A 22,857-nucleotide genomic window follows, 5' to 3' on the forward strand; every position below is an offset into this window, starting at 1 on the left:
CCGCCTGCGTCACCAGAGGCGTCGATGCCGCACTCGCCCGGCATCGCGCCCGGGCGCTCGTACAAAAACCGGCCACCGAACTGGTGCAATGGCTGCCGCCGACCACCGCCGGAAGGGTCGGCATGACGTCCACCTCGCAGGAGTCAGTCCAGGAGGAGGCGCCCGTCCTTCCCCTGTGGAGGCATGAGTCGTCCTACTGCAGTCTGCGGTTCCACCAGCGCGGCTGTTGGCATGCGATCTCCCTCAGCCGTCTGTGCTCGCCGTGCTGCGCCGCGATCAGCACCGGCACGAGCCCAAGACTCAGCAGCGGCAAGTACCGCGGCGCCGATCGGTTCTCAGTGAGAAGCGCGGCCAACGCGGCGCTGCCGGAGAAGTACAAGATCGGATTGTAGAAGCGCATGAGTTCCGGTCCGAGTCCTTCGCAGTCGCGCAGCCACGGCAAGCCGAACGCGGTCCGCCGTGTCGGCCAGCCGGCCAGGTGAGCGGTGACCGCAGCCAGGCCGAAGCTGTTGATCAGCGCGAAGGTCGTGTCGCTGGATGACGGTCTGGTGCCGGCCCGGTGGAACGCGGTCCCGGCACTCGCCGCCCACAGGGTGCCCGCACCGGTGGGTCCGAGGACCGACGCCAGCGGCATACCCACGCCCGCGCCGAACTCGAAGAACACGTGCAGGGCCAGGCCCGCCGTGGCCATTCGCGTCATCGGGCGACGCCCGAACCGCGTGGTTCTCCAGGCCCCAGACATGACCGATATCAGCTTCTCCCGCGGACGCTTTCGGCCCAGAATGCCGCTTCCTGGCGGCATGTTCCAGGTCCGGTTCGGCGTACAGATCGGTTGCGACACAGCCAAGCCGCCACGACCGACTTCATCCGGAGCCTTGCGGGCGCTGGAACGTCGCCCCGGCAGCAGCTCCGGGTACTGGCCGGCGCCCCCAGCCCCAGTGCAGGCCGGCGACGGCGAGCGCCGCGGACAGCCGGAAGCCCGCCGATCACGTTTCCGAGACCGATCAACCGGACCGTGTACCCGGAGCATGCACAGCCACACCGGCCGGTTCGACGTTGCGACGCCCGGCCTCGGATGGCTCGGTCAGCCCACCACGGCGCCCATGGTGACCGTCAGAGTGAGGTTCTCACCAGGTGGTGCTGGAGACCGCCGCGCGGGACGACCGGGGTACGAGAGGATCGCCCTGATGGTGATCAACCGCATATGTGGGACGGTGAGCAGTGGCTGGCTCGGACATGACCCGTGACCTGCGCGTCAAGGACGACTCATCTGATCTGCCGCTGTGGACGGCGGACTTCCGGCTGTTCTTCGCCGCCCGCACCACCTCGCTGCTGGGCGACGCGATGCTCCCCGTCGCGATCACGGCCGCCGTGATCGGAGCGGGGTACGGGGCGAGCGGCGTCGGCTACGCGCTCGCCGCGCTGATCGCTCCGTTCGCAGCGCTGATCATCTTTGGCGGGGTGCTGTCCGACCGCTTCGGCGCCCGGCGGCTGATGGTCGTGTCGGACACGGCTCGACTGTGCTTCCAGGCAGTGCTCGCGCTGCTGTTCGTGCTGGGTACGCCACAGTTGTGGCAGATCCTGGTGCTGCTGGCCCTGGTCGGGGCCGGCAGCGCCATGTTCCAGCCGGGAGTCGCCAGCATCACCCCACTCATCGCTCGGGACGTGCAGAAGGCGAACGCCACCCTCCGCATCTCCGAGTCCGTGACCGTCGTGATCGGCCCGTCGCTGGCCGGCCTGCTGCTGGTGATCACGTCACCTGCGGCGGTGGTCGCCCTGGACGCGTTGACCTTCGCGGTCAGCGGCGCCTGCCTTCTGCGGATCCGCTCGGTCCCGATGGGCCCCGCCGGGCGGGGTGGCGTGTCGTCGTTCCGAGCCGACCTCATCGAGGGGTGGCGGGAGTTCCGAGCCAGGACCTGGCTGTGGAGCGTCATCGTCGTCTTCATGGCCTGGCAGCTGGCCGGGTCCGGCCCCGCCATGACCCTCGGCTACAGCACGCTCGTCACCGACCACGGATCAGCGACGTTCGGCCTGGTCATGTCGGCCCTCGGGGCGGGCAGTGTGCTGGGTGGGATCGTCGCGATCAGGCTCCGCCCGCGGTTTCCGCTCCGGGCCGGCGCCCTCTCCATGATCCTGTGGACGCTCATGCCGCTGAGTGTCGCGCTCAGCCTTCCCGCGCCCCTCGTCGCCGGGTGCTACGCCGTGAGCGGCGTGGGCATGGCGTTCTGGATCGTCATGTTCCACACCAGCGTGCAGACGCACATCCCACAGGACGTTCTCGGCAGGGTGCACGCGTACGACGCGGCAGGCTCGCTGGTGATGAAACCGATCGGCCAGGCGGTGGCGGGGCCGCTCGCGGTCATCGCGGGCACGGTGCCGCTGCTGTTCGTGTCCGCAGCCATGGCGCTCGTCACCTGCACCCTGCTGCTGGCGATCCCGGCTGTGCGCGACCTGCGGCGCGTGGGGCGCTGAGCCGCCCGGACCTCTGATCCGCGCCCGCCGCGCAGGACGTGGCCAGGACCCCTCGGGCGATCGGTGTACGGCTACCGCCTCCGGGTAACGGCTTGAGCGTTCCGGCCGTGAACGTCGAGAGGTGATGACGGTGAGCCGTGACGAACGCCTGCCGATACGGGACTACGACCACATGTCGGTCGAGACAGTGCGCGAGGTGATCCGAACGCTCGACCACGCTGCCCTGAGGCAGCTCATGGAGTACGAATCCGGCCACGCCGACCGGCCGCTGGTGAGACAGGTCCTCGCGACTCGGATGAGCGAACTGGAGGCCGGCGCCACCCCGTCGGGTGGCGAGGCACCGCCTGGACCGCAGCCGAGCGGCCCGCCGTCGGACACGCAGCGCATCCGGCCCGAGACCCAGGCACCGCCGAGCCACTCCGCACCACACGGCGTGCCGACGAGCCAGCCGAAGCCTCGCCAGGGCCCGGCTCCCGGCTAGCCGCTCCACAGAGGGGGCCGGTGCCGTCCGAGCGTCCGGCTCGGCGCGCGGATCGCCGAGCCGGACGCGCTCGCTGAATCGGTGGTGTGTCGATGATCGTTGTGGCGCATCACCTACCTCTCGTAGCCGACGCCTCTGGGTGCCGGCGGGCGGGGGCGCTCGCCGGGCCGACAGGTCGCAGCTCGACCTGGACGCTGCCGTGCATCGCCATCGAGGTGCGGGTCAGGCGGGCACCGTGTGCCCGTTCTGCACTGACTCGACCTGCCCTTCGACGGCCGGTTCCTGGGCGCTGCCGCTCAGCCGCCGGTCGCCGGCCTCGCCATGGGCCTGGATCGCCTGCCGGTCCGCGCCGCCGCTGCTGACGCTGATCTTGCGCGGTTTGGCCTGTTCGGCCACCGGGATGCGCAGCGTCAGGACGCCGGCGTCGTAGCGGGCCGTGATGCGGTCGAGGTCGAGGTTGTCGCCGAGGATCAGCTGGCGGCTGAAGATGCCGCGGGGCCGTTCGGCCGCGACCAGTTCCCTGTCGTTCTCGGGCATGGGACGCTCGGCCTTGACGGTGACGACGTTGCGTTCGATGTCGAGGTCGATCGAGCCGGCGGCCACACCGGGCAGATCGAACTCGACGATGAACTCGTCGCCCTCGCGCCAGGCGTCCATCGGCATGACGGCGGGACGGGCGAGGGTGCCGCGGGCGCCGAACACCTGCTGGGTCAGCCGGTCCAGTTCGCGGAACGGATCGGTGCGCATAAGCATCGGTTCCACCTCCATCGCGTCAGACGAGATGCTCCTTCCGACCATGGATCGCCGGGCTGCGATCTATGGCATGCGCTATAGTTTTCCTATAGCACGCGCACCACAGTGTGTGCAAGTAGACGACTGAAGAGGTTCATGACCAGCGGAGACGACATCGATTCGGCGCGCGGCGTGTACAGCATCTCCGTCGCGGCCGACCTCGTCGGCATGGGCGTGCAGAACCTGCGCCTGTACGAGGCCCGCGGACTGCTCGCGCCGGCTCGCACCGACGGCGGTACCCGCCGCTACAGCGCCGACGACGTCGACCGGCTCCGTCGCATCGGCGAGCTCCTCGCCGACGGTCTCAACCTCGCCGGCATCGCCATGGTCCTCGACCTCGAAGCCGAGAACGCGGAACTGCGCCGCGACGCTGATGGCCGCCGCGGTCAGAGGGCGGGTGATGACTGAGCTGTCCCGTCGTCGCTCTCGGCGTGCCTCAGCGTGGTCCTCTGGCCTGTGCCGGTCTGTGGGACAGTGAGCTCGGCGAATCCAGGTGTGCGCCGTCGTCGACACCGACGCCGAGCCGGTCCACCAGCTCCCCGCCGAGCCATCCCGTCGCCGCGGCCAGCGCTACGCCGACAAAGCCGAACACCAGCGCCCAGAGGTCTGGCTTCCAGCCCTCGTCGCCCGCCCGCAGCAACCAGCTCACCGCGAACAGCGCCACCACGACGACGTTGCCCAGCCCATGGAGCGCCCCGATCCGCTTGGCGCGCGTGCCGCCTGGAATGGCCAGCCAATCGATGAAGCCGAACAGCGCTGCGACGAGCCCCCCGATGAGGCCTGCGGCGATCGCGTATCCGGCAGCGACCGGGAACCCCGCTCCGTCGGTGATCAAGTACAGGATGTCGAACACGACCGCCGTGGTCAGCAATCCCAGCGGGAACACGATCAGCATCGGATGGACCGGATGACCGGCCGCCTTCACACGACTCTCCATGATCCACCTCGCCGTGGTCCAGTTGGCTCAGCCGTACCCTGATGGCCCACCGTCGATGCACTCGACGTGGAGCAGGGGATGGAGGGCGCCGGAGACGATCCTGGGTACGGGACGTGGCGTCGGCACCTGGCCGGGGGGTCCGCTGCCGGGCGCCGCAGTGCTCGAAGGCTGGAGATGATGAGAGTGGACCTGAGTGATGCCGGCGGTTTCGCCGGCCTGGAGCTGCGGCCGGAGCTGGCGGGTGCGCTGTCGGGGCTGGGCTACGAGGAACCGACGCCGATCCAGCTGGCGGCGATTCCACCGTTGGTGGCCGGGCGTGATCTGCTGGGGCAGGCCGCGACCGGGACGGGGAAGACAGCGGCGTTCGCGTTACCGGTGCTGCAGCGCATGGCCGCCGATCGCCGCGACGCGGCGCCGTGTGCTCTCGTGCTGACGCCGACTCGTGAGCTGGCCGAGCAGGTGTCCCAGGCGTTTCATCGCTACGGCCGCGAGCTGGGTGTCCGGGTGCTTCCGGTGTACGGCGGCCAGCCGATGGGACGCCAGCTCGCCGCCCTCCGCCGCGGCGTCGACGTCGTGGTCGCCACGCCGGGTCGCGCCCTGGACCACATCGGCCGGGGGACGCTGCGCTTGGACGACCTCGACACGGTGGTGCTCGACGAAGCGGACGAGATGCTGGACATGGGATTCGCCGAGGACATCGAGGCGATCCTCGAACAGACGCCCGCCGACCGGCAGACCGTCCTGTTCTCGGCCACGATGCCGGCCCGGCTGGGGCGGATCGCCCGCCGTCACCTGCGCGACCCGGTCCGGATCGAGATCGGCCCGGCGGTGACGGAGCGGGGCGGCCCGCTGGTGCGGCAGAGCGCCTACATCGTCGATCGAGCGCACAAGGCGACGGTGCTCGGCCGGGTGCTCGACGTGGAGGCGCCCGCGGCGGCGATCGTCTTCTGCCGGACGCGGCAGGAGGTCGACGAGCTGACCGAGACGCTGACCGGCCGCGGCTACCGTGCCGAGGCACTCCACGGCGGGATGGACCAGGATCACCGCAGCAGGGTCATGGGACGGCTCCGCAGCGCCGCGGTGGAACTGGTCGTGGCCACCGACGTCGCCGCCCGTGGTCTGGATATCGAGCAGCTGACGCATGTGGTGAACTACAACGTCCCGGCCGCGCCCGAGGCGTACGTGCACCGGATCGGCCGCGTGGGGCGAGCCGGTCGGGAAGGCGTGGCGATCACGCTGGCCGAGCCGCGCGAGCATCGGATGCTCAAGGCGATCGAACGGCTGACGAAGCAGCGCATCACCGTCGACCGGGTGCCCACGGTCGCGGAGCTGCGGACGCGACGACTCGACCTGACCCGTGCGGCGCTTCGTGAGATGCTGCTCACCGACGACGTCGAGCGGTTCCGGCCGGTGGTCGAGACGCTGTCCGACGAGTTCGACATCGTGGACGTCGCTCTGGCGGCCGTGAAGCTGGCGCATGAAGCCACGTCCGGTACCGGCGACGAGGCCGACGACGAGACCATCCCCGCCGTCGCCGACGCACCTCCAGCGCGAGCCGACAAGGTGGCGAAACGGCGTGCCGCGCGACCGGGTGCCACTACGCGCATATACGTGGGCGTCGGCCGCGGGGCCGGCGTCCGGCCGCAGGACCTCGTGGGAGCCATCGCGGGCGAGTCGCGCCTGACTGGTCGCGACGTAGGCGCGATAGAGCTAGCCGACCGGTTCTCGCTCGTGGAGGTGCCGGAGTCGGCGGCCGACGACGTCATCGCGGCACTGCGGCGCACGACCATCAAGGGACGGAAGGCCACCGTGCGGCGCGAGCGGTATCCGGCGAAGCGGTGACGCGGCGGCGGGGCACCCGATGATCGCCCCAACGGTCCCGACACGTACGAGCCGGCGGAACTAGCCGCGGTGAGCGCTGCACCGTTCGAACTGGTGCGCTATCGGAGTCGCCACCACCACCGCGCATGCACTGTCACCGCACGCGACCGCCGCGACGCTGCGATCCCGGCCGATGAGCCCGATGTGATCGCTCTGACAGCTCAAAAGGGCACGGGTCGCGACCCATTTCCCAGGATATCTTTACGTATCTCACGATCATCGGCCGAGATCTTCTCGAACCGGCCTGAGCAGGGCTATCGTCCGTGTCTCGATACCCACACCCCGTATCTCCGACCTGGGGGTAGCCCATGAGGCACCATGCATCTCGCCGGGCGGTCACGACCGCCGGCGTCGCCGTTCTCGCCGCCGCGACGCTGGCGATCCCGGCCACGGCTCACGACAGCGGCTCCGTCCAGTACGACGGAGCCATCGACAACGCCAAGACCACGCACCACCATCACCAGCACGGTGGCGACGACGGCCACCTGCCCGGTTCGGTGTCGGACGTGGAGCTGGTCAGCCAGCTGGAGCTGAAGAACGTCGAACCGGAGAAGATCGCCGACGTCGGCGTGCACGAGGGTTACGCCTACTTGGCCGCGTGGGGCGGCGCGACCTGCAAGTACAACGGCGTCCACGTCGTCGACATCCGGGATCCGGAGAACCCGGAGGAGGTCGCGTTCATCGTCGCCAAGGAGGGCAGCGCGCCGGGCGAGGGCATCCAGGCCATCTCCCTGGACACGCCGTACTTCACCGGCGACATCCTGGTGACCAACAACGAGACCTGCAAGGACCCTGCCGGCTTCGGCGGCCTCAACATCTACGACGTCACCAAGCCCGAGGCGCCGACGCCGCTGGCCGTCGGCATCGGCGACACCCTGGCCAACGGGCAGGGGCAGAAGGGCGCGAACGAGATCCACAGCGTCTTCGCCTGGGACGCCGGCGACAAGGCGTACGCCGTGATCGTCGACAACGAAGAGGGTCCCGACGTCGACATCATGGACATCACCAACCCGAAGAAGCCGCGGCTCGTCGCCGAGTACGACCTCGACGCCATGTTCCCGCAGATCGCCCAGGACGGCCTGGACGAGATCTTCCACCATGACGTGATCGTGGAGGAGATCGACGGCCGGCAGATCATGCTGGTCTCCTACTGGGACGCCGGCTACGTCCAGCTCGACGTGACGAACCCGCTGGCCCCCGTGTACCTCGCCGACTCCCAGTACGCCGAGTTCGACCCCGAGGCCGCTGAGAGCGGGTTCATGGTGCCGCCGGAGGGCAACGGGCACCAGGGCGAGTTCACGCTCGACCAGGAGTTCGTGCTCGCCACCGACGAGGACTTCGGCCCGTACGCGCTGAGCGCCGAGAACGTCACCGACGGCACCGAGATCGACGCCAGCTCGGGCAGCGACACCAAACAGCTCGCCGAGGGCGACACCTTCACCGGGGCGACGACGTTCGTCGGGCGCGCCTGCCCGGGCGATACCGCCGTGCCGGCCGGCGACCCGAACGTCGCCGACATCGCCGTCGTCGAACGCGGGGTCTGTGACTTCACCGTGAAGGTCGCCAATGTGATCGCGGCCGGCGGCTGGGATGCCGTCGTGATCTTCAACCGTGAGGGCTCCGACGCCTGCAACGCCGAGCTCGGCATGAGTGTGGCCGGCGACATCTACACCTTCGGCGTCGTCCCGCGCGAACAGGGCTACGCGATCTTCGGCTACGAAGACCAGTACGACGACGCGGGCTGCGTGGCCGGCAACGGCTCGGTGCTCTCGCCGATCCCGGTCGGCACGACGGGCGACACGCTCACATTCTCCTCGTACTTCGACGGCTGGGGCTACGTCCACCTGTTCGACGGCCAGACGATGGAGTCGCTCGACACCTACGCCATCCCCGAGGCACACGACCCGGAGTACGCGTCGGGCTTCGGTGACCTGTCGGTGCACGAGGTGGCCACCTCCGAGGTCGACCCCGACCTGACATACATCGCCTACTACTCCGGCGGCCTGCGCGTGGTCAGCACGGAGAGCGGGCAGATCGAGGAGATCGGCCACTACGTCGCCGACGACGGCAACAACTTCTGGGGCGTGCAGGTCTTCCAGCACGAGGGCCAGGAGTACGTCGCCGCCAGCGACCGTGACCACGGCCTGTTCATCTTCCGCTACACCGGCGACTGACCGGCACGACGGGGGAAGGGGCGTCGCCGGCGACAGGCGACGCCCCTCTTCTCTGTTCCGCTGGGGCGATCGTCGGCCTGGCCGAGCGTGTGGTGGATGGTTGAGGATGCGGGTCGCCAGAGCTGCACGATCCCACACGATGCCACCGGCATCGGGCCGCCGGCCCCTGTCCAGGCGACCGGGCAGACAGTCTGATCAGGATCCGGGCGTGTTGACACCAGCGCCAACTGCTCGGCGTCCTTGTCAACACGCCGGACCGACAGACCAGGCCGCCGGGAGGCGGGGACGCGAGCCCCCTTTGCGGCCGGCATGGTCTCGGCAGCCAGCCCGCCGTCGCGCCAATCGGCCAACGGGACCGGCCCGGTCGCGATCACCGCGTACGTCGTCACGGTGACTACGTAGGGCACTGCGCACGCCGGCACTCGCCCCGGCGACACCTCACCCGCGTCAGGGCCGTTGCGGGGACCCGAGCGCGCGGTGTGCGGTCTTCAGGCGAGTGAGGTGCCCGCATCACGCGTGACGACTCCGGCATGCGACAACCCCCCGCAGCGTCGCCACTGACTCGACAATCCCTATTCCCCCAGGTCAGGAGTACTTTCCGCGCCCACGACACGACCTCAGCCAAGATCACCGTCTAGGGTCGAGGATCCGGGCAAGACCGGCCGACGGACCGGATCGGCGGGCCAGATGCTCGCTCCCGCCGGTGGTTTGCCGGCCCGGGTTGCGGGTACGCGGCGCAGAAGACCCGTCATCGTGAGTGAGGTGGGAGTGTGGCCGGCATCGAGCTTCGAAGTCCGGATTTCAGCGACCACACGGCCATTCCCGGCCGCCACGGCCACGACGAGGAGAACGTCTCGCCGTCGTTGGAGTGGATCGGCGTGCCGACGGAGGCGGTCGAGCTGTTACTGCTGTGCGAGGATCCAGACGCGCCGAGCGGTTCGTTCCTGCATTGGCTCGTCACCGGGATAGACGCGCACAGCGGCGGCGTGCCCGAGCACCGGACACCGGCCGGAGGCCGTGAGTGGCGCAACGGTTTCGGGGAGATCGGGTGGGGCGGGCCGGCGCCGCCGCCGGGTGACCAGGCACACCGTTACTTCTTCCGGCTGTACGCGTTGTCCGAGCCGGTCGACCTCCCGGACGACCCCAGCGTCGCGGACGTCTACCGCGCGGCGGACGCGGCGATGATCGAGCGCGGCACGCTGGTCGGGCTCTTCCAGCGCTGAGCGCCGGGCACCCGCCGAGCATCATGAGGAGGGCGACCATGGTCGTGAACGAGATGCTTCTGACCTACCCGAAGAGCCTCGGCGACGTCGATCAGGCGAAGCTCGTGGCCTGCATCGAGGCCTGCGTCGAGTGCGCACAGGCATGCACGGCGTGCGCGGACGCCTGTCTGAGCGAGGACATGGTCGCGGAGTTGGCCAAGTGCATCCGGACCGACCTGGACTGCGCCGACACGTGCGAGACGACCGGCCGGGTGCTGTCGCGGCACACCGGCTACGACGCCAACGTCACACGTGCGTTGCTCCAGGCGTGCATGGTCGTGTGCAGGTCATGCGCGGACGAGTGCGGGCGGCATGCCGCCGCCCACGACCATTGCCGTATCTGTGCCGAGGTGTGCCGACGTTGCGCGGAGGCCTGCCACGACCTGCTCGGCAGCCTCGGCTGACCGAATGCCTCGCCGCGGCCACTCAGTAGCCGCCGCCTCCGCCGCCGTTGCCGCCGCTCAGCAGCGCGAGCGCGACGAGGGCGATGACGGCGACCATTGCCAGGATCCAGAAGAGCGTCCGCTGGGTCTGGGTGGCCATGCTGGTCTCACCTCCTGACGTCGTGGACGGGCGCGTCGCCGGCCGGTCGGCCGAGGTGAGTGATGAACCAGTCGCCGGCCAGCCGGGCGACGTCGTCGAGTGCGCCGGGTTCTTCGAACAGGTGGGTGGCGCCGGGCACGATCGCGATTTCGCGGACGGTGCGCATCGCCAGCAGGGCGTCCTGGTTGAGGCCGATGACCGCCTCGTCACGGCCGCCGACGATCAGCAGCGTGGGAGCGTCGACGTCGGCCAGCGCGTCGCCGGCCAGATCGGGCCGCCCGCCGCGGGAGACGACGGCGCGGACGCGACCACTGGACGCGGCCGCGGCGACCAGCGCCGCAGCGGCGCCGGTGCTGGCACCGAAGTAGGCCAGGGGGAGGCCGGCGGTCGACGGTTCCGCCGCCAGCCAGCGGCTGGCCAGTTCCAGCCGCAGGGACAGCAGACCGATGTCGAACCGGTGCCGTCCGGTGGCGAGGTCCTCGCGCTCCTCGTCTTGCGTGAGGAGGTCGGTGAGCATGGTCGCCAGTCCGCGTCGCTGGAGGGCCCGGGCGACCTGGCGGTTGCGGGGGCTGTGCCGGCTGCTGCCGCTTCCGTGGGCGAAGAGCACGACGCCGCGTGCCGATGCGGGCACGGTGAGGGCGGCGTCGATGGTACCGCCGCCGGGGACGGCGACAGTGACCGGCCGCTCGCTCGCCGGGCTGTCGCCGGTGGTGGCCGACCTGTCCCTGGACGACGCGAGCAGATCGACGACCTCGTCGTCGGTGGTCTGGCTGAAGTCGTCGTAGTAGGCGCCGATCGAGAACAGGTCCTCCGGTGCGGCCGCGCAAACGACGTCGTCGGCGATCGCGGCCAGCCGCTCGGCGGAGTCGGGCGAGCAGACCGGCGTGGCAAGGAGGAGCCGGTGCGGCCGGAACCCGCGCAGCGAGCGCAGGGCCGCCTCGGCCGTGACGCCGGTGGCCAGGCCGTCGTCGACGAGGATCACGTCCCGCGCCTCGAGGTCGGGCAGTGGCGCGGCGCCGCGGTACCGGTCGACCCGGCGGGCGAGCTCGGCTCGTTCGTCGTCGACCAGGGCCTCTAGGTCGTCGGAGCCGAGGCCGAGGCGGTCGGCCGCGCTCGTCACGACGACCTCGTCGCTGCCCTCGGCGATGGCGCCGATGCCGAACTCCGGATGCGACGGCGCGCCGACCTTCCGGGCGACGAACACCTCCAGGGGAGCGTCCAGCGCGGCGGCGACCCGGGCGGCGACCGGCACGCCGCCGCGGGGGAGCGCCAGCACGATCGGGTCACGGAAGGTCAGCGCGCTCAGACGTTCACCGAGCCGGCGGCCGGCGTCGTCACGATCGCGGAAGATCGGTGCGTCTCGAGTGCTCATTCGCGGTTCGTACCCGCACTGCCGTCGCTCCACGCACGTGGGTCCCGCTGGCTGGTCCGACGCCGTTTGGTCGATTCGGCCGCGGGTAAGCGGAGGCGAGTACCACCAGAGCCGATCGTGTGGGAGTCGTGATGATGCAAGGACAGCACTGGACGGTCGAGGTCGTCATCGACGAACACCACGACGATCGCCTGACGCATGCCGAGGCGCGGCTGCAGGCGCCGCGGCGGCCCGCGATGGCGGGCGTCGGGCGGGCGCGGCGCAACCCGGAAGACCCCGATGTTCCGCGAATCGGCGACGAGCTGGCCGTCGCACGGGCCCTGTCGGACCTCGCGCACCAGCTGCTCGAGGTGGCCGCCGGTGACATCGAGATGGCCACCCGGGAGAAGGCGCGGCTGCAGCGCTGACGATCGATCGTCGGGCCGGGTGCCGCTGCCTCAGCGTTCGTCGTCGCGGCGGTCGGGGAGCGCGGTGAACGTCCCGAGGTCGAGGACGTCGACCTCGCCGAGTGCATGGTCGAGCGACGTCGGTGCCGGTGGCGACGGGTCCCGCCCGCGGAACACGTCGCTCAGCCGTGACCGGAGGGTCCGGTGCTGTGGCCGGACGCGTTCCCGGCGCGCGGCGGCCGCGGTCGCGGTGATCTGAGTGACCAGCTCGGCTCCACCGTAGGCCCTGGCGACCAGCAACGCGGCTTGGAACGCGGCCGGGCCTCCGGAGCAGGTGATGACCGAGCCGTCGACGACCATTCGCTCGTGCGACGGGTGCGCTCCGTAGTGTTCGAGGAGCGGGCCGGCCAGCCAGTGGGTCGCCGCGGTGGCGTCGTCGAGCAGGCCGGCCGCGGCCAGCAACGCGGTGCCCGTCGAGCTCGCGAGCAGCCAGCGCGGTGACACGCGGCGCAGCCAGGCGGCGAGCTCAGGGTGCCGGTCGGTCCCGACGCCGCCGGGCACGGCGACGATCTCGGGCGCGTTGATCTCGTCGATGGTGGCCTCGACGACCTGGAACCCGCCCGGGCCCGGCACCTGCCCGAGCGCGGTGCCGACGACCACGGTGCGGAAGTCGGGGATCTGGGACAGCACGAACCGGAAGATCGCAGCCTCGTCGGTGGAGACCCCCCGATAGGCGACGATCGCGGTCGTCGAGCTGGCATCCATGACAACTCCTCGTCGCCACCCATCATAGGAGCGGCGGATCCCGATCGGGCCGGTGAGCCGGGTGCCAGGCCACGAAGGCCGCTAGCCGTTACCACCGTGGGCGGCGGCGCGCTGCTGGATCAGCTGAGCCACGACACGCTCGGACAGCTCCAGGCCGCCCGTCGAGGTCTCGAGCGGGGGCTGCTGACGGTCGTCGCCGTGGACTTCGCGGTGCAGGCGCTCCATGTCCTCGTCCAGCTTGGCCGCCGTGGTCGCGGCCTCGCCCAGGTTGGCCAGGAGCGCGTCGGGCACGTGCTTGTCGTACTTGTAATAGATCTTGTGTTCCAGGCTGGCCCAGAAGTCCATCGCGATGGTGCGGAACTGCACCTCGACCGGCACCGGCGTCGGCCCGTCGGAGAGGAACACCGGCACCTGGACGATCGCGTGCAGGCTCCGGTAGCCGTTGGGCTTGGGATGGCGGATGTAGTCCTTCACCGCCACCACGTCGATGTCGCGCTGGCCGGTCAGCAGATCGAAGACCCGGTAGGCGTCGGAGACGAACGAGCAGGTGACCCGGACGCCCGCGATGTCGGTGATCTGCTCACGGATGCGCTCGAACGTCGGCTCGCACCCCTTGCGCCGCACCTTCTCGAGCACGCTCTCCGGCGTCTTCAGCCGCGCTGAGACGTGCTCGATCGGGTTGTAGACGTGGACGGTGCGGAACTCCTCCTGCAGGATCCGCACCTTCGTGGTGATCTCGTCCATGCCGAACTTGTACGAGAGCATGAACCGCGAGAACTCGTCGCGCAGCTGCCGGAACTCGGCCAGGAACTCGGGGATCTCGCCTGCCGCCAGGACGTCGGGATCGTCGTCGGCACTCACCTGCGCGTGTTCGTCCATCGTTGTCGATCGTATGTGAGCCACTCTCCCTAGGTGTTCTCCTGCTTCACCAGGAGTGCATGCCTGGTACAGCGGGAGAACGCCTCATGATGTCGACGCTCGTGGAGCCTCACCGCTCCGAGCGGCAACGGCGCACGCTAGCTGACGATGGCGTCGGCCAGTTCGCGGACGGTGTCGCGGGCGGTGCGTGCGGCGCCGACGAGGGTGGCCGACGCGGGTCCGGTCCAATCGCCGTAGCCGACCAGGTACAGGCCGGGGACGTCCGCCGAGCGGGTGCCGGCCGCGCCCGTCGTGGCGATGCGGCCGCGGAGTCCCAGCGGTTCGAGGTGGTCGAGTGCCGGCCGGAAGCCGGTGCACCAGACGACGGCGTCCACGTCGGTGGGGCGCCCGTTCGGCCATTCGAGGCCGGTCGGGGTGAATGCCGACGGTGGAGGTTCGGCGACCAGGGAGCCGCGGTCCCGGGCCTCGCGCACGGGCGGCACCATGACGATGTCGCCGAGGCCGCGGATCCCGCTGCCCGGGTCGTCGACGCCGTCGCGGCGGGCGGCGAAGCGGCGCGAGGCCAGCTGGAACAGCACGCGCCCGTCGACGTCGTCGGGGAGGAACCGGGGTGGGCGCTGGGTGATCCAGAGGGTCTCGGCCACGGTGGTGAGTTCGGCGAGGATCTGCGCGCCGGAGTTCCCGCCGCCGACGACCACGACGCGCTGGCCCGCGAACGGCTCTGGTCCGTCGTAGTCGACGGTGTGCAGCTGGCGGCCGCGGAATGTGTCGCGGCCGGGGACGGCGGGCACGTGCGGCCGCGACCAGGTGCCGGTCGCACTGACCACGCCCCGTGACGCCGCGCTACCGGCGTCGGTGTGCACCGCGAAGCGGCCGCCGGCGCCGAGGGACACCGACGACACGCGTATCGGTCGTACGACGGGCAGGTCGTAGCGCTTTTCGTACCGGGTGAGGTAGTCGACGACGTGCGCGGCATCGGGGAAGCGGTCGTCACCGGTCGGAGGCATCATCCAACCGGCGAGCGACGAGTACGACGCCGGCGAGAACAGCCGCAGCGACGGCCACATGTGCTGCCAGGCGCCGCCGGGTGCGGGCTGGTCGTCGAGGATCAGGAAGTCCACGCCGGCACGCCGCAGGTAGTAGCCGACGGCGAGCCCGGCCTGGCCGCCGCCGACCACGATGACGTCGGCGTCGCGGAGCTGAACCGTCATGTCGCGCCCGACGGGGTCAGCGGGCGGTCGCTTTCAAATCGGCGATGAGGGCCTCGACGCGGCCGCGGATGTCGTCGCGGATGGGGCGGACGGCCTCGATGCCCTGGCCGGCCGGGTCGTCGAGCTCCCAGTCCTCGTACCGCTTGCCCGGATAGAACGGGCAGGCGTCGCCGCAGCCCATGGTGATGACGACGTCGGACTCCTGGACGGCCTGATCGGTGAGGATCTTCGGCTGTTCCGCGGCGATGTCGATGCCGACCTCGGCCATGGCCTGGACGGCGACGGGGTTGACTTGGTCGGCGGGCGCGGACCCGGCCGAGCGGACCTCGATGTCGCCGCTGGAGAGGTGGTGGAGGAATGCTGCTGCCATCTGGGAGCGGCCGGCGTTGTGGACGCAGACGAACAGCACGCTGGGCTTGTCGGTCACCTGGACTCCGTGTCGATGAGATCGGCGGACAGCGCGTGGACGCGGCTGTCGAGATCGTCGTGGATCGCTGCCAGCCGGGCATCGTCGGCGCCATCGGGGTCGGCGACGTCCCAGTCCTCGTAGCGCTTGCCGGGACAGACCGGGCAGGCGTCGCCACACCCCATCGTAATGACGACGTCGGCCGCCGTGACGACGTCGTCCGTCAGCGGCTTCGGGAACGCGGTCGTGAGGTCGGCGCCGAGTTCCCGAAGTACGCGATCGTTGATGTGACTGAACCAAGGCCCGCGGCGGTGCTCTGTTACCGCTGACGGGATGATGTTCTGGGTCGTCGTGGCCGTTCTTCGCCGCCGAGCCCTCCCAGTGGGCAGGATGGATCCATGGCCAACAGCCGCTTGCGCTTCCTGTCGCCCCGGCGGGGTGCCGCCGGCCCCGATGGTCCGGCCGGCGAGGTGCCCGAGGCGCCGGAGCGGGCGATGGATCCGCGCCCCGACGCCGCCGCTGTCGTGGACGTCGGTGCCAGCGTGGTCAACAGCGGGGTCTACCGTGACGGGCGCCGCACGGAGTCGCCGGCGACATTGGCCGAGGCGTTGCGGAGTCTGCCCGACGAGTCGAGCATGGCGTGGATCGGGCTGTACCGGCCCAGCGACGAGGAACTGCTGGCGGTGGCCGACCAGTTCGATCTGCACGAGCTGGCCGTCGAGGACGCGATCGTGGCGCATCAGCGACCCAAGCTGGAGCGCTACGGGGACACGCTGTTCGTGGTGCTGCGGGCGGCGCGGTACCTCGACGACGTCGAGCGGGTGGAGTTCGGCGAGGTGCACGTCTTCATCGGCCCGGGTTTCGTGCTCACCGTCCGGCACAGCGAGTCGCCGGACCTGGCCGCGGTCCGCCGTCGCATGGAGGGCGATCCGGACCTCCTGGCGCTGGGCCCGGAGGCGGTGCTGTACGCCATCCTCGACGCCGTCGTCGACGGGTACGCGCCGGTGGTGGCCGGGCTGCAGAACGACATCGACGAGATCCAGGCGCAGGTCTTCGACGGCGATCCGAAGGTGTCGCGGCGCATCTACGAGCTCTCCCGCGAGGTGACCGGGTTCCAGCTGGCCACGCGTCCGCTGCTGGACATGCTCAAGGCCTTGGAGGCCGGCTTCACGACATACGCCACCAGCGAGGAGCTGCGCCGCTACCTCCGCGACGTCCGCGACCACGCGACCATCGTCGCCGAGCGCGTGGACAACTTCGAGGCGCTGCTCAGCAAGATCCTCACCGTCAACGCCACCCTCGTGACCCAGGCGCAGAACGAGGAGCTCAAGAAGATCTCCGCATGGGCGGCGATCCTGTTCGCCCCGACGCTCATCGGCACCGTCTACGGCATGAACTTCGACCACATGCCGGAGCTGCACTGGCTGCTCGGCTACCCGTTCGCCCTGACGTTGATGGCGCTGACCTGCGTGGTGCTGTATCTGTCGTTCAAGCGCCGCGGCTGGCTGTGACGGTACCGAGGGCGACGACGGCAATGGCGGTGACCTGCGGCCACTCGGCGCCCTGGCGCCCCGCAGCCTCGTTGATCATGGAGAAGTCCCCCTTTGGCGGCGCTGGAAAGGGGCGCTTCTCCATGATCAACGTTATGCGAGTGTGAGGGCGTCGCGGATGGCGGCGAGCCGCTCGGGCACCACGCGGTAGTAGACCCAGGTGCCACGCCGGTCGCCGATGATCAGGCCGGCGTCGCGCAGCAGCTTCAGGTGGTGACTCGCGGTCGCAGCGGTCTTGCCGATCGCGTCGGCCATGTCGCAGGCGCAGACCTCATCGGCATTGAGCAGCATCGACAGGATCTTCACCCGGGCCGGGTCGGCCAGCGCCTTGAACATGCCGGCCAGCGAGGCCGCGTCGTCGTCGGCCATCGCTGCCGACGGGGCGCAGCAGATGGTCAGCACCGGCAGCTGTCGCGCGGAGGCGGGGGCGGGTGCCTCGAGGCTGGTCGTCACAGTGGTCATGATGTCTCCAGCTTAGCCGCGGAAGCGAGCCGATTCGAAGATCTTCGTAACACTGCTTTGAGATTCGTCGAATCAGTGATTAGATGAACGTCGAAACAAGGAGGCGCCATGGACCCGTACCTGCCCGAAACAATCGCGACCGAACGCCGGCGCGACCTCATCGCCGAAGCGGCCCGCCGGCGGCTGGTCGCGATCGCCACCTGCTGCCGCCGCAGCGGCGTCGCGCGCACCGTCGGCCGCCTGCGCGGTGCCTGGACCGCGCTCGCCACCAGCAACGACAGCAGGTGCTGCACGACGGCTTGAGCGCGGCCGCTGACCTGTCGATGACCACGGCGAGAGGAGGTGGCGACGATGGACTGCTGCGACGACCTGATCACGGACTGCTGCGACACCGGGTGCTGCTGACGGCACCGACGCTGCGGGGCGGCGCCGGCATCGAGCCGGTGCCGCTTCGCTGCCGCCGCCTCTATCGAGAAGTGCGGACTCCCCGGCCGCCGCTAGCGTCACGGCTATCGCCAAGGTCGCCGGCGTGCCCGCGGACGCCGGGTCCTTCACCGACCCTGAGAGGTTCGACTGGGAGGCCGCAGGGCAGTGACCGGGCTACTGCTCCTTCTTGGCGGCGGCCAGGGCCGCGTCGACGTCGAGGGCGGTGACGGCGTCGATGACCTGGTCGAGCGCGGCCGCCGGCAGCGCGCCGGGCTGAGCGAAGACGAGGTGGCCCTTCTTGAAGGCCATCAGGGTCGGGATCGACGTGATCTGCGCCCACGCCGCCAGTTCCTGCTCCGCCTCGGTGTCGACCTTGCCGAAGACGATCTCCGGGTGCTGCTCCGCGGCCCGCTCGTAGACGGGGGCGAACATGCGGCACGGTCCACACCAGTCGGCCCAGAAGTCGACCAGCACGATCTCGTTGTCGTCCACGGTCTGTGCGAAGGTCTGGCTGGTCAGTGCGGTGGTGGTCATGAAGGTGCAACCCCCTGGGGGGACGTCCGCATTCCCGCCGCCCGGAGCGGGGCGTGGGCGAACTCGGCCATGCCGGCGGCGAAGGGGACGCGCGCTTCGAAGCCGAGTGCCGCGGCGGCACGGCGCGGGGAGGCGACGACGTGGCGGACGTCGCCGAGGCGGTACTCGCCGGTGACGACGGGTGGCGGCGCGACCGGCCCGAACGCCGCGCACAGGGCGGCCGCCATCTCCAGGATCGTGTGCGGCTCGCCGCTGGCGACGTTGAGCGCCCCGCTCCACCCGGACCCGAGGGCCAGGACGTTGGCCCGGGCGACATCGCCGACGTGGACGAAGTCGCGCCGCTGACCGCCGTCCTCGAAGACGCGGGGTGCGGCGCCGCGGGCCAGCGCGCTGCGGAAGATGCTGGCCACGCCCGCGTAGGGGGTGTCGCGGGGCATCCGCGGCCCGTACACGTTGTGGTAGCGCAGCGCACAGACGGCGGCGCCGGTCTCGCGGCCGTACGCGAAGGCCAGGTGCTCGGTGAGCAGCTTCGTCGCGGCGTAGACGTTGCGCGGATCGGGTGCCGCCTCCTCGTCGACGTGGTCCCAGGACAGCTGCGCACCGCAGTGCGGGCAGGACGGCTCGAACTGCCCGGCATCGAGGTCGGCGACCGACCGCGGGCCGGGTGCGACGGTGCCGTGTCGCGTGCAGCGGTACCGGCCCTCGCCGTAGACGACCATCGACGACGCGACCACGAGGCGGCCGGTGAAGCGGCGCCGCCACAGGGCGCGCAGCAGTACGGCGGTGCCCAGGTCGTTGTCGGACACGTAGTCGGCGACGTCGTCGAGGTCGACGCCCAGGCCGACCCGGGCGGCCTGGTGGCAGACGGCGTCGACGTCGCCGACGGCGTGCGCGACGGTGTCGGCGTCGCGCAGGTCGGCCACGCGCAGGTCGACCCCGTCCGGCAGATGCGCGGGCGGCTCGGCATGCGCGGCCAGGGAGTCGAGCACGACCACCTCGGCGCCCTGCTCGGCCAGCTGGTCGACGACGTGCCCGCCGATGAAGCCGGCGCCGCCGGTGACGAGGACTCGCATCGCATCTCCTTCGTGTTCACCAGGGTGAGCGCAGCGCCGCCTGGAGGACGACGGCGACGGCGACCTGCAGCGCGAGCCATCGCCTGGCCCCACCGGCCGACGTCGCCAGCGCGCCGCCGGCCAGCAGCACCAGCGGCATGAATGGCTGCCAGATCCGCTCGGTCTCGGCAGACGACAGCCCGGACAGGTCGGCGAGCAGCACCGCAGCCAGCCCCGAGCCGACGACGAGCCAGGCTCGCCGATCGCGCAGCCGGGCCAGCCCGGCCGCCGTCGCCGGGCCGACGGCCAGCGCGAAGACCGCCAGGTTGGCCAGCAGGAAGTACTCGTACGGACGGTCCGCGCCCACGCCGGCGTAGTACTGGACGCGGGTCGCGGCCAGCCCGTCGAGCCACCAGAACCCCCAGAGGAGCGGCAGCGCCACGACGACGGCGCCCGCCCCGGCCGCGACGGCCAGTACGGCCGGCCTGCGTCGCCACAGCGCGACCGCAGCGATCGGCGCCGCGAGCAGCGCGACGCCGTAGGAGAACAGCAGCGCCAGCCCGAACACCGCGCCGCCGGCACCCGCCAGCGCCCACCGCGATCGGCCGGCCCGGCCGGTCGCGATCACCACCAGCACCACACCGGTCAGCGCCAGCCCGCCGAAGACGACGTCCGCGTTGGTGTGCCAGACGGCCGCCGGTGCCAGCACGAGGAACGGCGCGGCCCGGCGGGCGGACCGCTCCGACACGACCTCGCGGGCGATCACCAGCGCCGCGACGGCCGCGGCGGCGACGCCCGCCATCGCGAGCGCCGTCTCCCACCCGGAACCGGACAACCCCGCGCGGGCCGACGCCCACAGCGCCAGCACCAGTCCCGGCGGGTGCGCCTGCAGATGGACCGGGACGGCGTCCTGGTGCTCGACGTACGTGCGCAGGAACGCCGCCGGACCGCCGCGCTCGTCGACCAGCCCGATGTGCCGGCCGTACGCCTGCCCGATGTCGGCGAAACCGTCAACGCCGTCGACCGCGGCCAGCGCCAGGCTCCAGCCGATCGCCGTCGCCGCCACCGCGCCGAGCACCCGCCGCCACGGCCAGCGCGCCGCGAGCCCGGGCAGCACCAGCACGGCCGCCGCGCCTGCGGCGACCGGCGCGGCCAGCCGCCAGACCGGCGCGAGCTCCCAGCGGCCGTACAGCGGGATGGCGCCCAGATGCAGGTCGTCGGCGGGCAGGGCCAGGCCCCAGACCCGGGCGGTCACCAGCAGCAGGACCCATCCGGCCAGCACCCAGACGACGACCGTCCGGCGGCGCGGCGCCCTGGCCTGCACCGGCCGGGCCGCGAGCGCCGCGGACTCCGTCACGCCGGGAGCCGGATGGTGAATCGGCACCCGCGGTCGTGGTTGGCGACCTCGACGGAGCCGGCGTGCGCCTCGACCAGGCCGCGGGCGATGGCCAGTCCCAGCCCGCCGCCGCCGGCGTCGCGGCCGCGCGCGGTGTCGCCGCGGAAGGCGACGTCGAACACGCGGTCCAGGTCGGGTTCCGGGATACCGCCGCACTCGTCGATGACCTGCAGCACGGCGCCGTCGTGGTCGCGGCCGCACCGGACGACGACGCGGCCGCCTGCGGGCGTGTGCCGGATGGCGTTGTCGAGCAGGTTGTTCAGGGCGCGGGAGAACTCGCGGGCCGACACCTCCGTAGCGGGCAGGTCGTCGAGCTCCTCGACCAGTTGCACGCCCTTGACCGAGGCGTGCGAGGCCGCACCGGCCAGCGACTCGGCGACCGCGTCGCCGATCGAGACCAGCTCGGGCCCGAGCCGCACGGTGCCGCTGTTGATCCGCGACAGCTCGAACAGGTCGTCGACCAGGGCGGTGAGCCGTTCGGCGTCGCCGCGGATCTGCCGGTGGTAGCGCTGGACGGTGGCGGCGTCGTCGGCCACCTCGTCGTCGAGCGCCTCCGCCATCGCGCGGATCGTCGCCAGCGGGCTGCGCAGGTCGTGCGACACCCAGGCGATCAGCTCGCGCCGCGACGCCTCCAGCGCGCGCTCGCGCCGCCGCGACTCGTCCAGCCGGGCGGACACGTCGGCGAGTTCCGCCGCGAGCGTGGCCAGCTCGCCGGGACCGGTGACCGCCGCCGGTCCATCCCCGCCGTCGACCATCGTGCGGGCCAGGTGCCCGACCTGCCTCGTCCCGGTGCCGATGTCGTCGCCGAGCTGCAGCGCCGCGCCGACCGCCATGGCCGTCGCGACCGCGACGACGACGAACAACGCCATGAGGTCGTGCGTCGAGATGAACATCGCCAGCGCCGCGGCCACGACGCCGGCCACCGTCATGAGCAGCGACGACACAGCGACGACGAGCACCTGGGTGCGCACCGGGCGGCCGCGGAACCGGCGTAGCACGGTGGCGCCGGCGAGGAACGCCGCGCCGGCGGCGAGCGCCGTCACCGCGACGAGGATCACGGTGTCGCGGGTCGGGATGCCGGCGGAGGCGGCGATGACGCCGGCCACGACGAGGCCGGTCGCCAGGACCGAGACGGTGGTGGCCTGCCGGGTCATGGCTGGAACCGGTAGCCGACGCCGCGGACGGTGAGCAGGTGCTGCGGCGCCGACGCGTCGTCCTCGATCTTCTCCCGCAGCCGCCGCAGATGCACCGTCACGGTGGAGGTGTCGCCGAAGCGCCAGCCCCACACGGCCTCGAGCAGTTCCTCGCGCCGGTAGGCCACGCCCGGATGCGTCATGAAGTGCACGAGCAGATCGAACTCCTTGGTCGTGAGGGCCACCAGCTCGCCGCTCCGCCGCACCTGGTGGGCGACCAGGTCGACCTCGCAGCCGGCGCCAGTCAGCTGGCGCGCCGCGGTCGACGGTGTGACGTTCCCGGCCGCCGCCCGGCGCAGCACCGCCTTGACCCGGGCGGACAGCTCACGGGGTGAGAACGGCTTGGTGACGTAGTCGTCGGCGCCGATCTCGAGGCCGGCGATGCGGTCGTTCTCCTCGCCGAGCGCGGTGAGCATCACCACCGGGATGGGCGCGACCCGGCGCAGCCGGCGGCACAGCTCGAGACCGTCGAGGCCGGGCAGCATGAGGTCGAGCACGATGAGGTCGGGCAGGGTGTCGAGGGCCTTCGCCAGGCCGGCGGTGCCGTCGGCGGCGTAGTCGACCTCGAAGCCGTCGCGGCGCAGGTACCGCCCGACCACCTCGGACAGCGCCGGGTCGTCGTCCACCACCAGCACGCGCTGGGCCGGTCCGGGATCCATGGCTCCACCATGCCACTGCCGGTG

The 22,857-nt window shown here is 71.2% G+C and carries 24 protein-coding genes and 1 pseudogene; 10 read left to right on the forward strand and 15 right to left on the reverse strand.

Translation table 11 applies throughout. The features are described 5' to 3' along the window. Window positions 1-193: 193 nt before the first annotated feature. Window positions 194-691, reverse strand: coding sequence for a hypothetical protein (locus E1262_RS30295; RefSeq protein WP_162605870.1), 498 nt, complete (start codon window positions 689-691; stop codon window positions 194-196). A gap of 545 nt (window positions 692-1,236) precedes the next feature. Between E1262_RS30295 and E1262_RS11255 the strand changes: the two genes are divergently transcribed. Both E1262_RS11255 and E1262_RS11260 read left to right on the forward strand, forming a co-directional pair. Next, window positions 1,237-2,472 (forward strand): MFS transporter, encoded by a 1,236-nt coding sequence (locus E1262_RS11255; protein WP_132103224.1) that lies wholly within the window; start codon window positions 1,237-1,239, stop codon window positions 2,470-2,472. Window positions 2,473-2,602: 130 nt separating this feature from the next. Next, entirely contained in the window at window positions 2,603-2,953 is a 351-nt protein-coding gene (locus tag E1262_RS11260; protein WP_132103225.1) for a DUF8129 domain-containing protein, read from the forward strand. 324 nt (window positions 2,954-3,277) lie between these two features. Here the strand turns inward: E1262_RS11260 and E1262_RS11265 are convergent. Further along, window positions 3,278-3,706 (reverse strand): annotated as a pseudogene (locus tag E1262_RS11265) (Hsp20/alpha crystallin family protein); the annotation flags it as partial. A gap of 135 nt (window positions 3,707-3,841) precedes the next feature. On the opposite strand from E1262_RS11265, the gene E1262_RS11270 reads away from it, so the two are divergent. Then, window positions 3,842-4,153: a MerR family transcriptional regulator gene (locus tag E1262_RS11270; RefSeq protein ID WP_132103227.1), complete on the forward strand. Its 312-nt coding sequence runs from the start codon at window positions 3,842-3,844 to the stop codon at window positions 4,151-4,153. Window positions 4,154-4,181: 28 nt separating this feature from the next. Here the strand turns inward: E1262_RS11270 and E1262_RS11275 are convergent, their stop codons facing one another. Next, window positions 4,182-4,682, reverse strand: a complete 501-nt coding sequence (locus E1262_RS11275; protein WP_132103228.1) for a DUF2231 domain-containing protein — start codon at window positions 4,680-4,682, stop codon at window positions 4,182-4,184. A gap of 174 nt (window positions 4,683-4,856) precedes the next feature. Between E1262_RS11275 and E1262_RS11280 the strand changes: the two genes are divergently transcribed. The 4 genes from E1262_RS11280 (at window position 4,857) to E1262_RS11295 (ending at window position 10,403) form a co-directional block, all read left to right on the forward strand. Further along, complete coding sequence (locus E1262_RS11280) at window positions 4,857-6,524, forward strand: DEAD/DEAH box helicase (RefSeq protein WP_132103229.1); 1,668 nt, start codon at window positions 4,857-4,859, stop codon at window positions 6,522-6,524. A gap of 347 nt (window positions 6,525-6,871) precedes the next feature. Next, on the forward strand, window positions 6,872-8,737 hold the full coding sequence (locus E1262_RS11285; protein WP_132103230.1) for a PA domain-containing protein: 1,866 nt from the start codon (window positions 6,872-6,874) through the stop codon (window positions 8,735-8,737). A gap of 770 nt (window positions 8,738-9,507) precedes the next feature. Beyond that, window positions 9,508-9,960: a YbhB/YbcL family Raf kinase inhibitor-like protein gene (locus E1262_RS11290; protein ID WP_132103231.1), complete on the forward strand. Its 453-nt coding sequence runs from the start codon at window positions 9,508-9,510 to the stop codon at window positions 9,958-9,960. A 38-nt stretch (window positions 9,961-9,998) separates the two neighbouring features. After that, entirely contained in the window at window positions 9,999-10,403 is a 405-nt protein-coding gene (locus E1262_RS11295) for a four-helix bundle copper-binding protein (protein WP_132103232.1), read from the forward strand. A gap of 146 nt (window positions 10,404-10,549) precedes the next feature. On the opposite strand, the gene E1262_RS11300 is transcribed toward E1262_RS11295, so the two are convergent. After that, window positions 10,550-11,914, reverse strand: a complete 1,365-nt coding sequence (locus tag E1262_RS11300) for a phosphoribosyltransferase family protein (protein ID WP_132103233.1) — start codon at window positions 11,912-11,914, stop codon at window positions 10,550-10,552. Window positions 11,915-12,045: 131 nt separating this feature from the next. Between E1262_RS11300 and E1262_RS11305 the strand changes: the two genes are divergently transcribed. Beyond that, the gene (locus tag E1262_RS11305) at window positions 12,046-12,321 is read left to right on the forward strand and encodes a DUF1876 domain-containing protein (RefSeq protein WP_203453774.1); all 276 of its coding nucleotides are present in this window, start codon (window positions 12,046-12,048) and stop codon (window positions 12,319-12,321) included. Window positions 12,322-12,351: 30 nt separating this feature from the next. Here the strand turns inward: E1262_RS11305 and E1262_RS11310 are convergent, their stop codons facing one another. From E1262_RS11310 to E1262_RS30300, 5 genes are all read right to left on the reverse strand, one after another. Next, a complete protein-coding gene (locus tag E1262_RS11310) occupies window positions 12,352-13,065 on the reverse strand; it encodes a DJ-1/PfpI family protein (RefSeq protein ID WP_132103235.1) in 714 nt (237 codons plus the stop codon). 81 nt (window positions 13,066-13,146) lie between these two features. Then, a complete protein-coding gene (locus E1262_RS11315) occupies window positions 13,147-13,830 on the reverse strand; it encodes a GTP pyrophosphokinase (RefSeq protein WP_420810518.1) in 684 nt (227 codons plus the stop codon). 251 nt (window positions 13,831-14,081) lie between these two features. Further along, the gene (locus tag E1262_RS11320; protein WP_132103237.1) at window positions 14,082-15,155 is read right to left on the reverse strand and encodes an ArsO family NAD(P)H-dependent flavin-containing monooxygenase; all 1,074 of its coding nucleotides are present in this window, start codon (window positions 15,153-15,155) and stop codon (window positions 14,082-14,084) included. A 16-nt stretch (window positions 15,156-15,171) separates the two neighbouring features. Beyond that, window positions 15,172-15,582, reverse strand: coding sequence for an arsenate reductase ArsC (locus tag E1262_RS11325; RefSeq protein ID WP_132103238.1), 411 nt, complete (start codon window positions 15,580-15,582; stop codon window positions 15,172-15,174). Further along, window positions 15,579-15,746, reverse strand: coding sequence for a low molecular weight phosphatase family protein (locus E1262_RS30300; protein ID WP_162605871.1), 168 nt, complete (start codon window positions 15,744-15,746; stop codon window positions 15,579-15,581). Before E1262_RS30300 ends, E1262_RS11325 begins: the two co-directional genes overlap by 4 nt. Before the next feature lie 309 nt (window positions 15,747-16,055). On the opposite strand from E1262_RS30300, the gene corA reads away from it, so the two are divergent. Beyond that, on the forward strand, window positions 16,056-17,072 hold the full coding sequence (corA, locus tag E1262_RS11330) for a magnesium/cobalt transporter CorA (protein WP_203453787.1): 1,017 nt from the start codon (window positions 16,056-16,058) through the stop codon (window positions 17,070-17,072). A 132-nt stretch (window positions 17,073-17,204) separates the two neighbouring features. On the opposite strand, the gene E1262_RS11335 is transcribed toward corA, so the two are convergent. Further along, window positions 17,205-17,573 carry an ArsR/SmtB family transcription factor gene (locus tag E1262_RS11335; protein WP_132103240.1) on the reverse strand — a complete coding sequence of 123 codons (369 nt, stop codon included), beginning with the start codon at window positions 17,571-17,573 and terminating at the stop codon, window positions 17,205-17,207. A gap of 108 nt (window positions 17,574-17,681) precedes the next feature. Between E1262_RS11335 and E1262_RS11340 the strand changes: the two genes are divergently transcribed. Beyond that, window positions 17,682-17,876: a hypothetical protein gene (locus E1262_RS11340; RefSeq protein WP_132103241.1), complete on the forward strand. Its 195-nt coding sequence runs from the start codon at window positions 17,682-17,684 to the stop codon at window positions 17,874-17,876. A gap of 297 nt (window positions 17,877-18,173) precedes the next feature. Here the strand turns inward: E1262_RS11340 and trxA are convergent, their stop codons facing one another. The 5 genes from trxA to E1262_RS11365 are packed head-to-tail and all read right to left on the reverse strand — an operon-like array spanning window position 18,174 to window position 22,833. Next, on the reverse strand, window positions 18,174-18,533 hold the full coding sequence (gene trxA, locus E1262_RS11345) for a thioredoxin (protein WP_132103242.1): 360 nt from the start codon (window positions 18,531-18,533) through the stop codon (window positions 18,174-18,176). Next, a complete protein-coding gene (locus tag E1262_RS11350) occupies window positions 18,530-19,606 on the reverse strand; it encodes an NAD-dependent epimerase/dehydratase family protein (protein ID WP_132103243.1) in 1,077 nt (358 codons plus the stop codon). Before E1262_RS11350 ends, trxA begins: the two co-directional genes overlap by 4 nt. 16 nt (window positions 19,607-19,622) lie before the next feature. Further along, on the reverse strand, window positions 19,623-20,942 hold the full coding sequence (locus E1262_RS11355) for a hypothetical protein (RefSeq protein WP_132103244.1): 1,320 nt from the start codon (window positions 20,940-20,942) through the stop codon (window positions 19,623-19,625). Continuing rightward, entirely contained in the window at window positions 20,939-22,135 is a 1,197-nt protein-coding gene (locus tag E1262_RS11360) for a sensor histidine kinase (RefSeq protein ID WP_132103245.1), read from the reverse strand. Before E1262_RS11360 ends, E1262_RS11355 begins: the two co-directional genes overlap by 4 nt. Further along, the gene (locus tag E1262_RS11365) at window positions 22,132-22,833 is read right to left on the reverse strand and encodes a response regulator transcription factor (RefSeq protein ID WP_132103246.1); all 702 of its coding nucleotides are present in this window, start codon (window positions 22,831-22,833) and stop codon (window positions 22,132-22,134) included. Before E1262_RS11365 ends, E1262_RS11360 begins: the two co-directional genes overlap by 4 nt. Between the last annotated feature and the right edge of the window lie 24 nt (window positions 22,834-22,857).

This window comes from Jiangella aurantiaca, from assembly GCF_004349105.1.
GTDB classification, from domain to species: Bacteria; Actinomycetota; Actinomycetes; order Jiangellales; family Jiangellaceae; genus Jiangella; species Jiangella aurantiaca.

Excerpts from the sequence above, each read along its gene's own strand:
- E1262_RS11340 (WP_132103241.1), top strand. The coding sequence starts at position 17,682 with ATGGACCCGTACCTGCCCGAAACAATCGCGACCGAACGCCGGCGCGAC.
- E1262_RS11305 (WP_203453774.1), top strand. The coding sequence starts at position 12,046 with ATGATGCAAGGACAGCACTGGACGGTCGAGGTCGTCATCGACGAACAC.
- E1262_RS11295 (WP_132103232.1), top strand. The coding sequence starts at position 9,999 with ATGGTCGTGAACGAGATGCTTCTGACCTACCCGAAGAGCCTCGGCGAC.
- E1262_RS11320 (WP_132103237.1), bottom strand. The coding sequence starts at position 15,155 with ATGACGGTTCAGCTCCGCGACGCCGACGTCATCGTGGTCGGCGGCGGC.
- E1262_RS11350 (WP_132103243.1), bottom strand. The coding sequence starts at position 19,606 with ATGCGAGTCCTCGTCACCGGCGGCGCCGGCTTCATCGGCGGGCACGTC.
- E1262_RS11255 (WP_132103224.1), top strand. The coding sequence starts at position 1,237 with ATGACCCGTGACCTGCGCGTCAAGGACGACTCATCTGATCTGCCGCTG.
- E1262_RS11310 (WP_132103235.1), bottom strand. The coding sequence starts at position 13,065 with ATGGATGCCAGCTCGACGACCGCGATCGTCGCCTATCGGGGGGTCTCC.
- E1262_RS11300 (WP_132103233.1), bottom strand. The coding sequence starts at position 11,914 with ATGAGCACTCGAGACGCACCGATCTTCCGCGATCGTGACGACGCCGGC.
- E1262_RS11280 (WP_132103229.1), top strand. The coding sequence starts at position 4,857 with ATGATGAGAGTGGACCTGAGTGATGCCGGCGGTTTCGCCGGCCTGGAG.
- E1262_RS30300 (WP_162605871.1), bottom strand. The coding sequence starts at position 15,746 with ATGGGGTGTGGCGACGCCTGCCCGGTCTGTCCCGGCAAGCGCTACGAG.
- E1262_RS11335 (WP_132103240.1), bottom strand. The coding sequence starts at position 17,573 with ATGACCACTGTGACGACCAGCCTCGAGGCACCCGCCCCCGCCTCCGCG.
- E1262_RS11360 (WP_132103245.1), bottom strand. The coding sequence starts at position 22,135 with ATGACCCGGCAGGCCACCACCGTCTCGGTCCTGGCGACCGGCCTCGTC.
- E1262_RS11365 (WP_132103246.1), bottom strand. The coding sequence starts at position 22,833 with ATGGATCCCGGACCGGCCCAGCGCGTGCTGGTGGTGGACGACGACCCG.
- corA (WP_203453787.1), top strand. The coding sequence starts at position 16,056 with ATGGATCCGCGCCCCGACGCCGCCGCTGTCGTGGACGTCGGTGCCAGC.
- E1262_RS30295 (WP_162605870.1), bottom strand. The coding sequence starts at position 691 with ATGGCCACGGCGGGCCTGGCCCTGCACGTGTTCTTCGAGTTCGGCGCG.
- E1262_RS11270 (WP_132103227.1), top strand. The coding sequence starts at position 3,842 with ATGACCAGCGGAGACGACATCGATTCGGCGCGCGGCGTGTACAGCATC.
- E1262_RS11275 (WP_132103228.1), bottom strand. The coding sequence starts at position 4,682 with ATGGAGAGTCGTGTGAAGGCGGCCGGTCATCCGGTCCATCCGATGCTG.
- E1262_RS11285 (WP_132103230.1), top strand. The coding sequence starts at position 6,872 with ATGAGGCACCATGCATCTCGCCGGGCGGTCACGACCGCCGGCGTCGCC.
- trxA (WP_132103242.1), bottom strand. The coding sequence starts at position 18,533 with ATGACCACCACCGCACTGACCAGCCAGACCTTCGCACAGACCGTGGAC.
- E1262_RS11315 (WP_420810518.1), bottom strand. The coding sequence starts at position 13,830 with ATGCTCTCGTACAAGTTCGGCATGGACGAGATCACCACGAAGGTGCGG.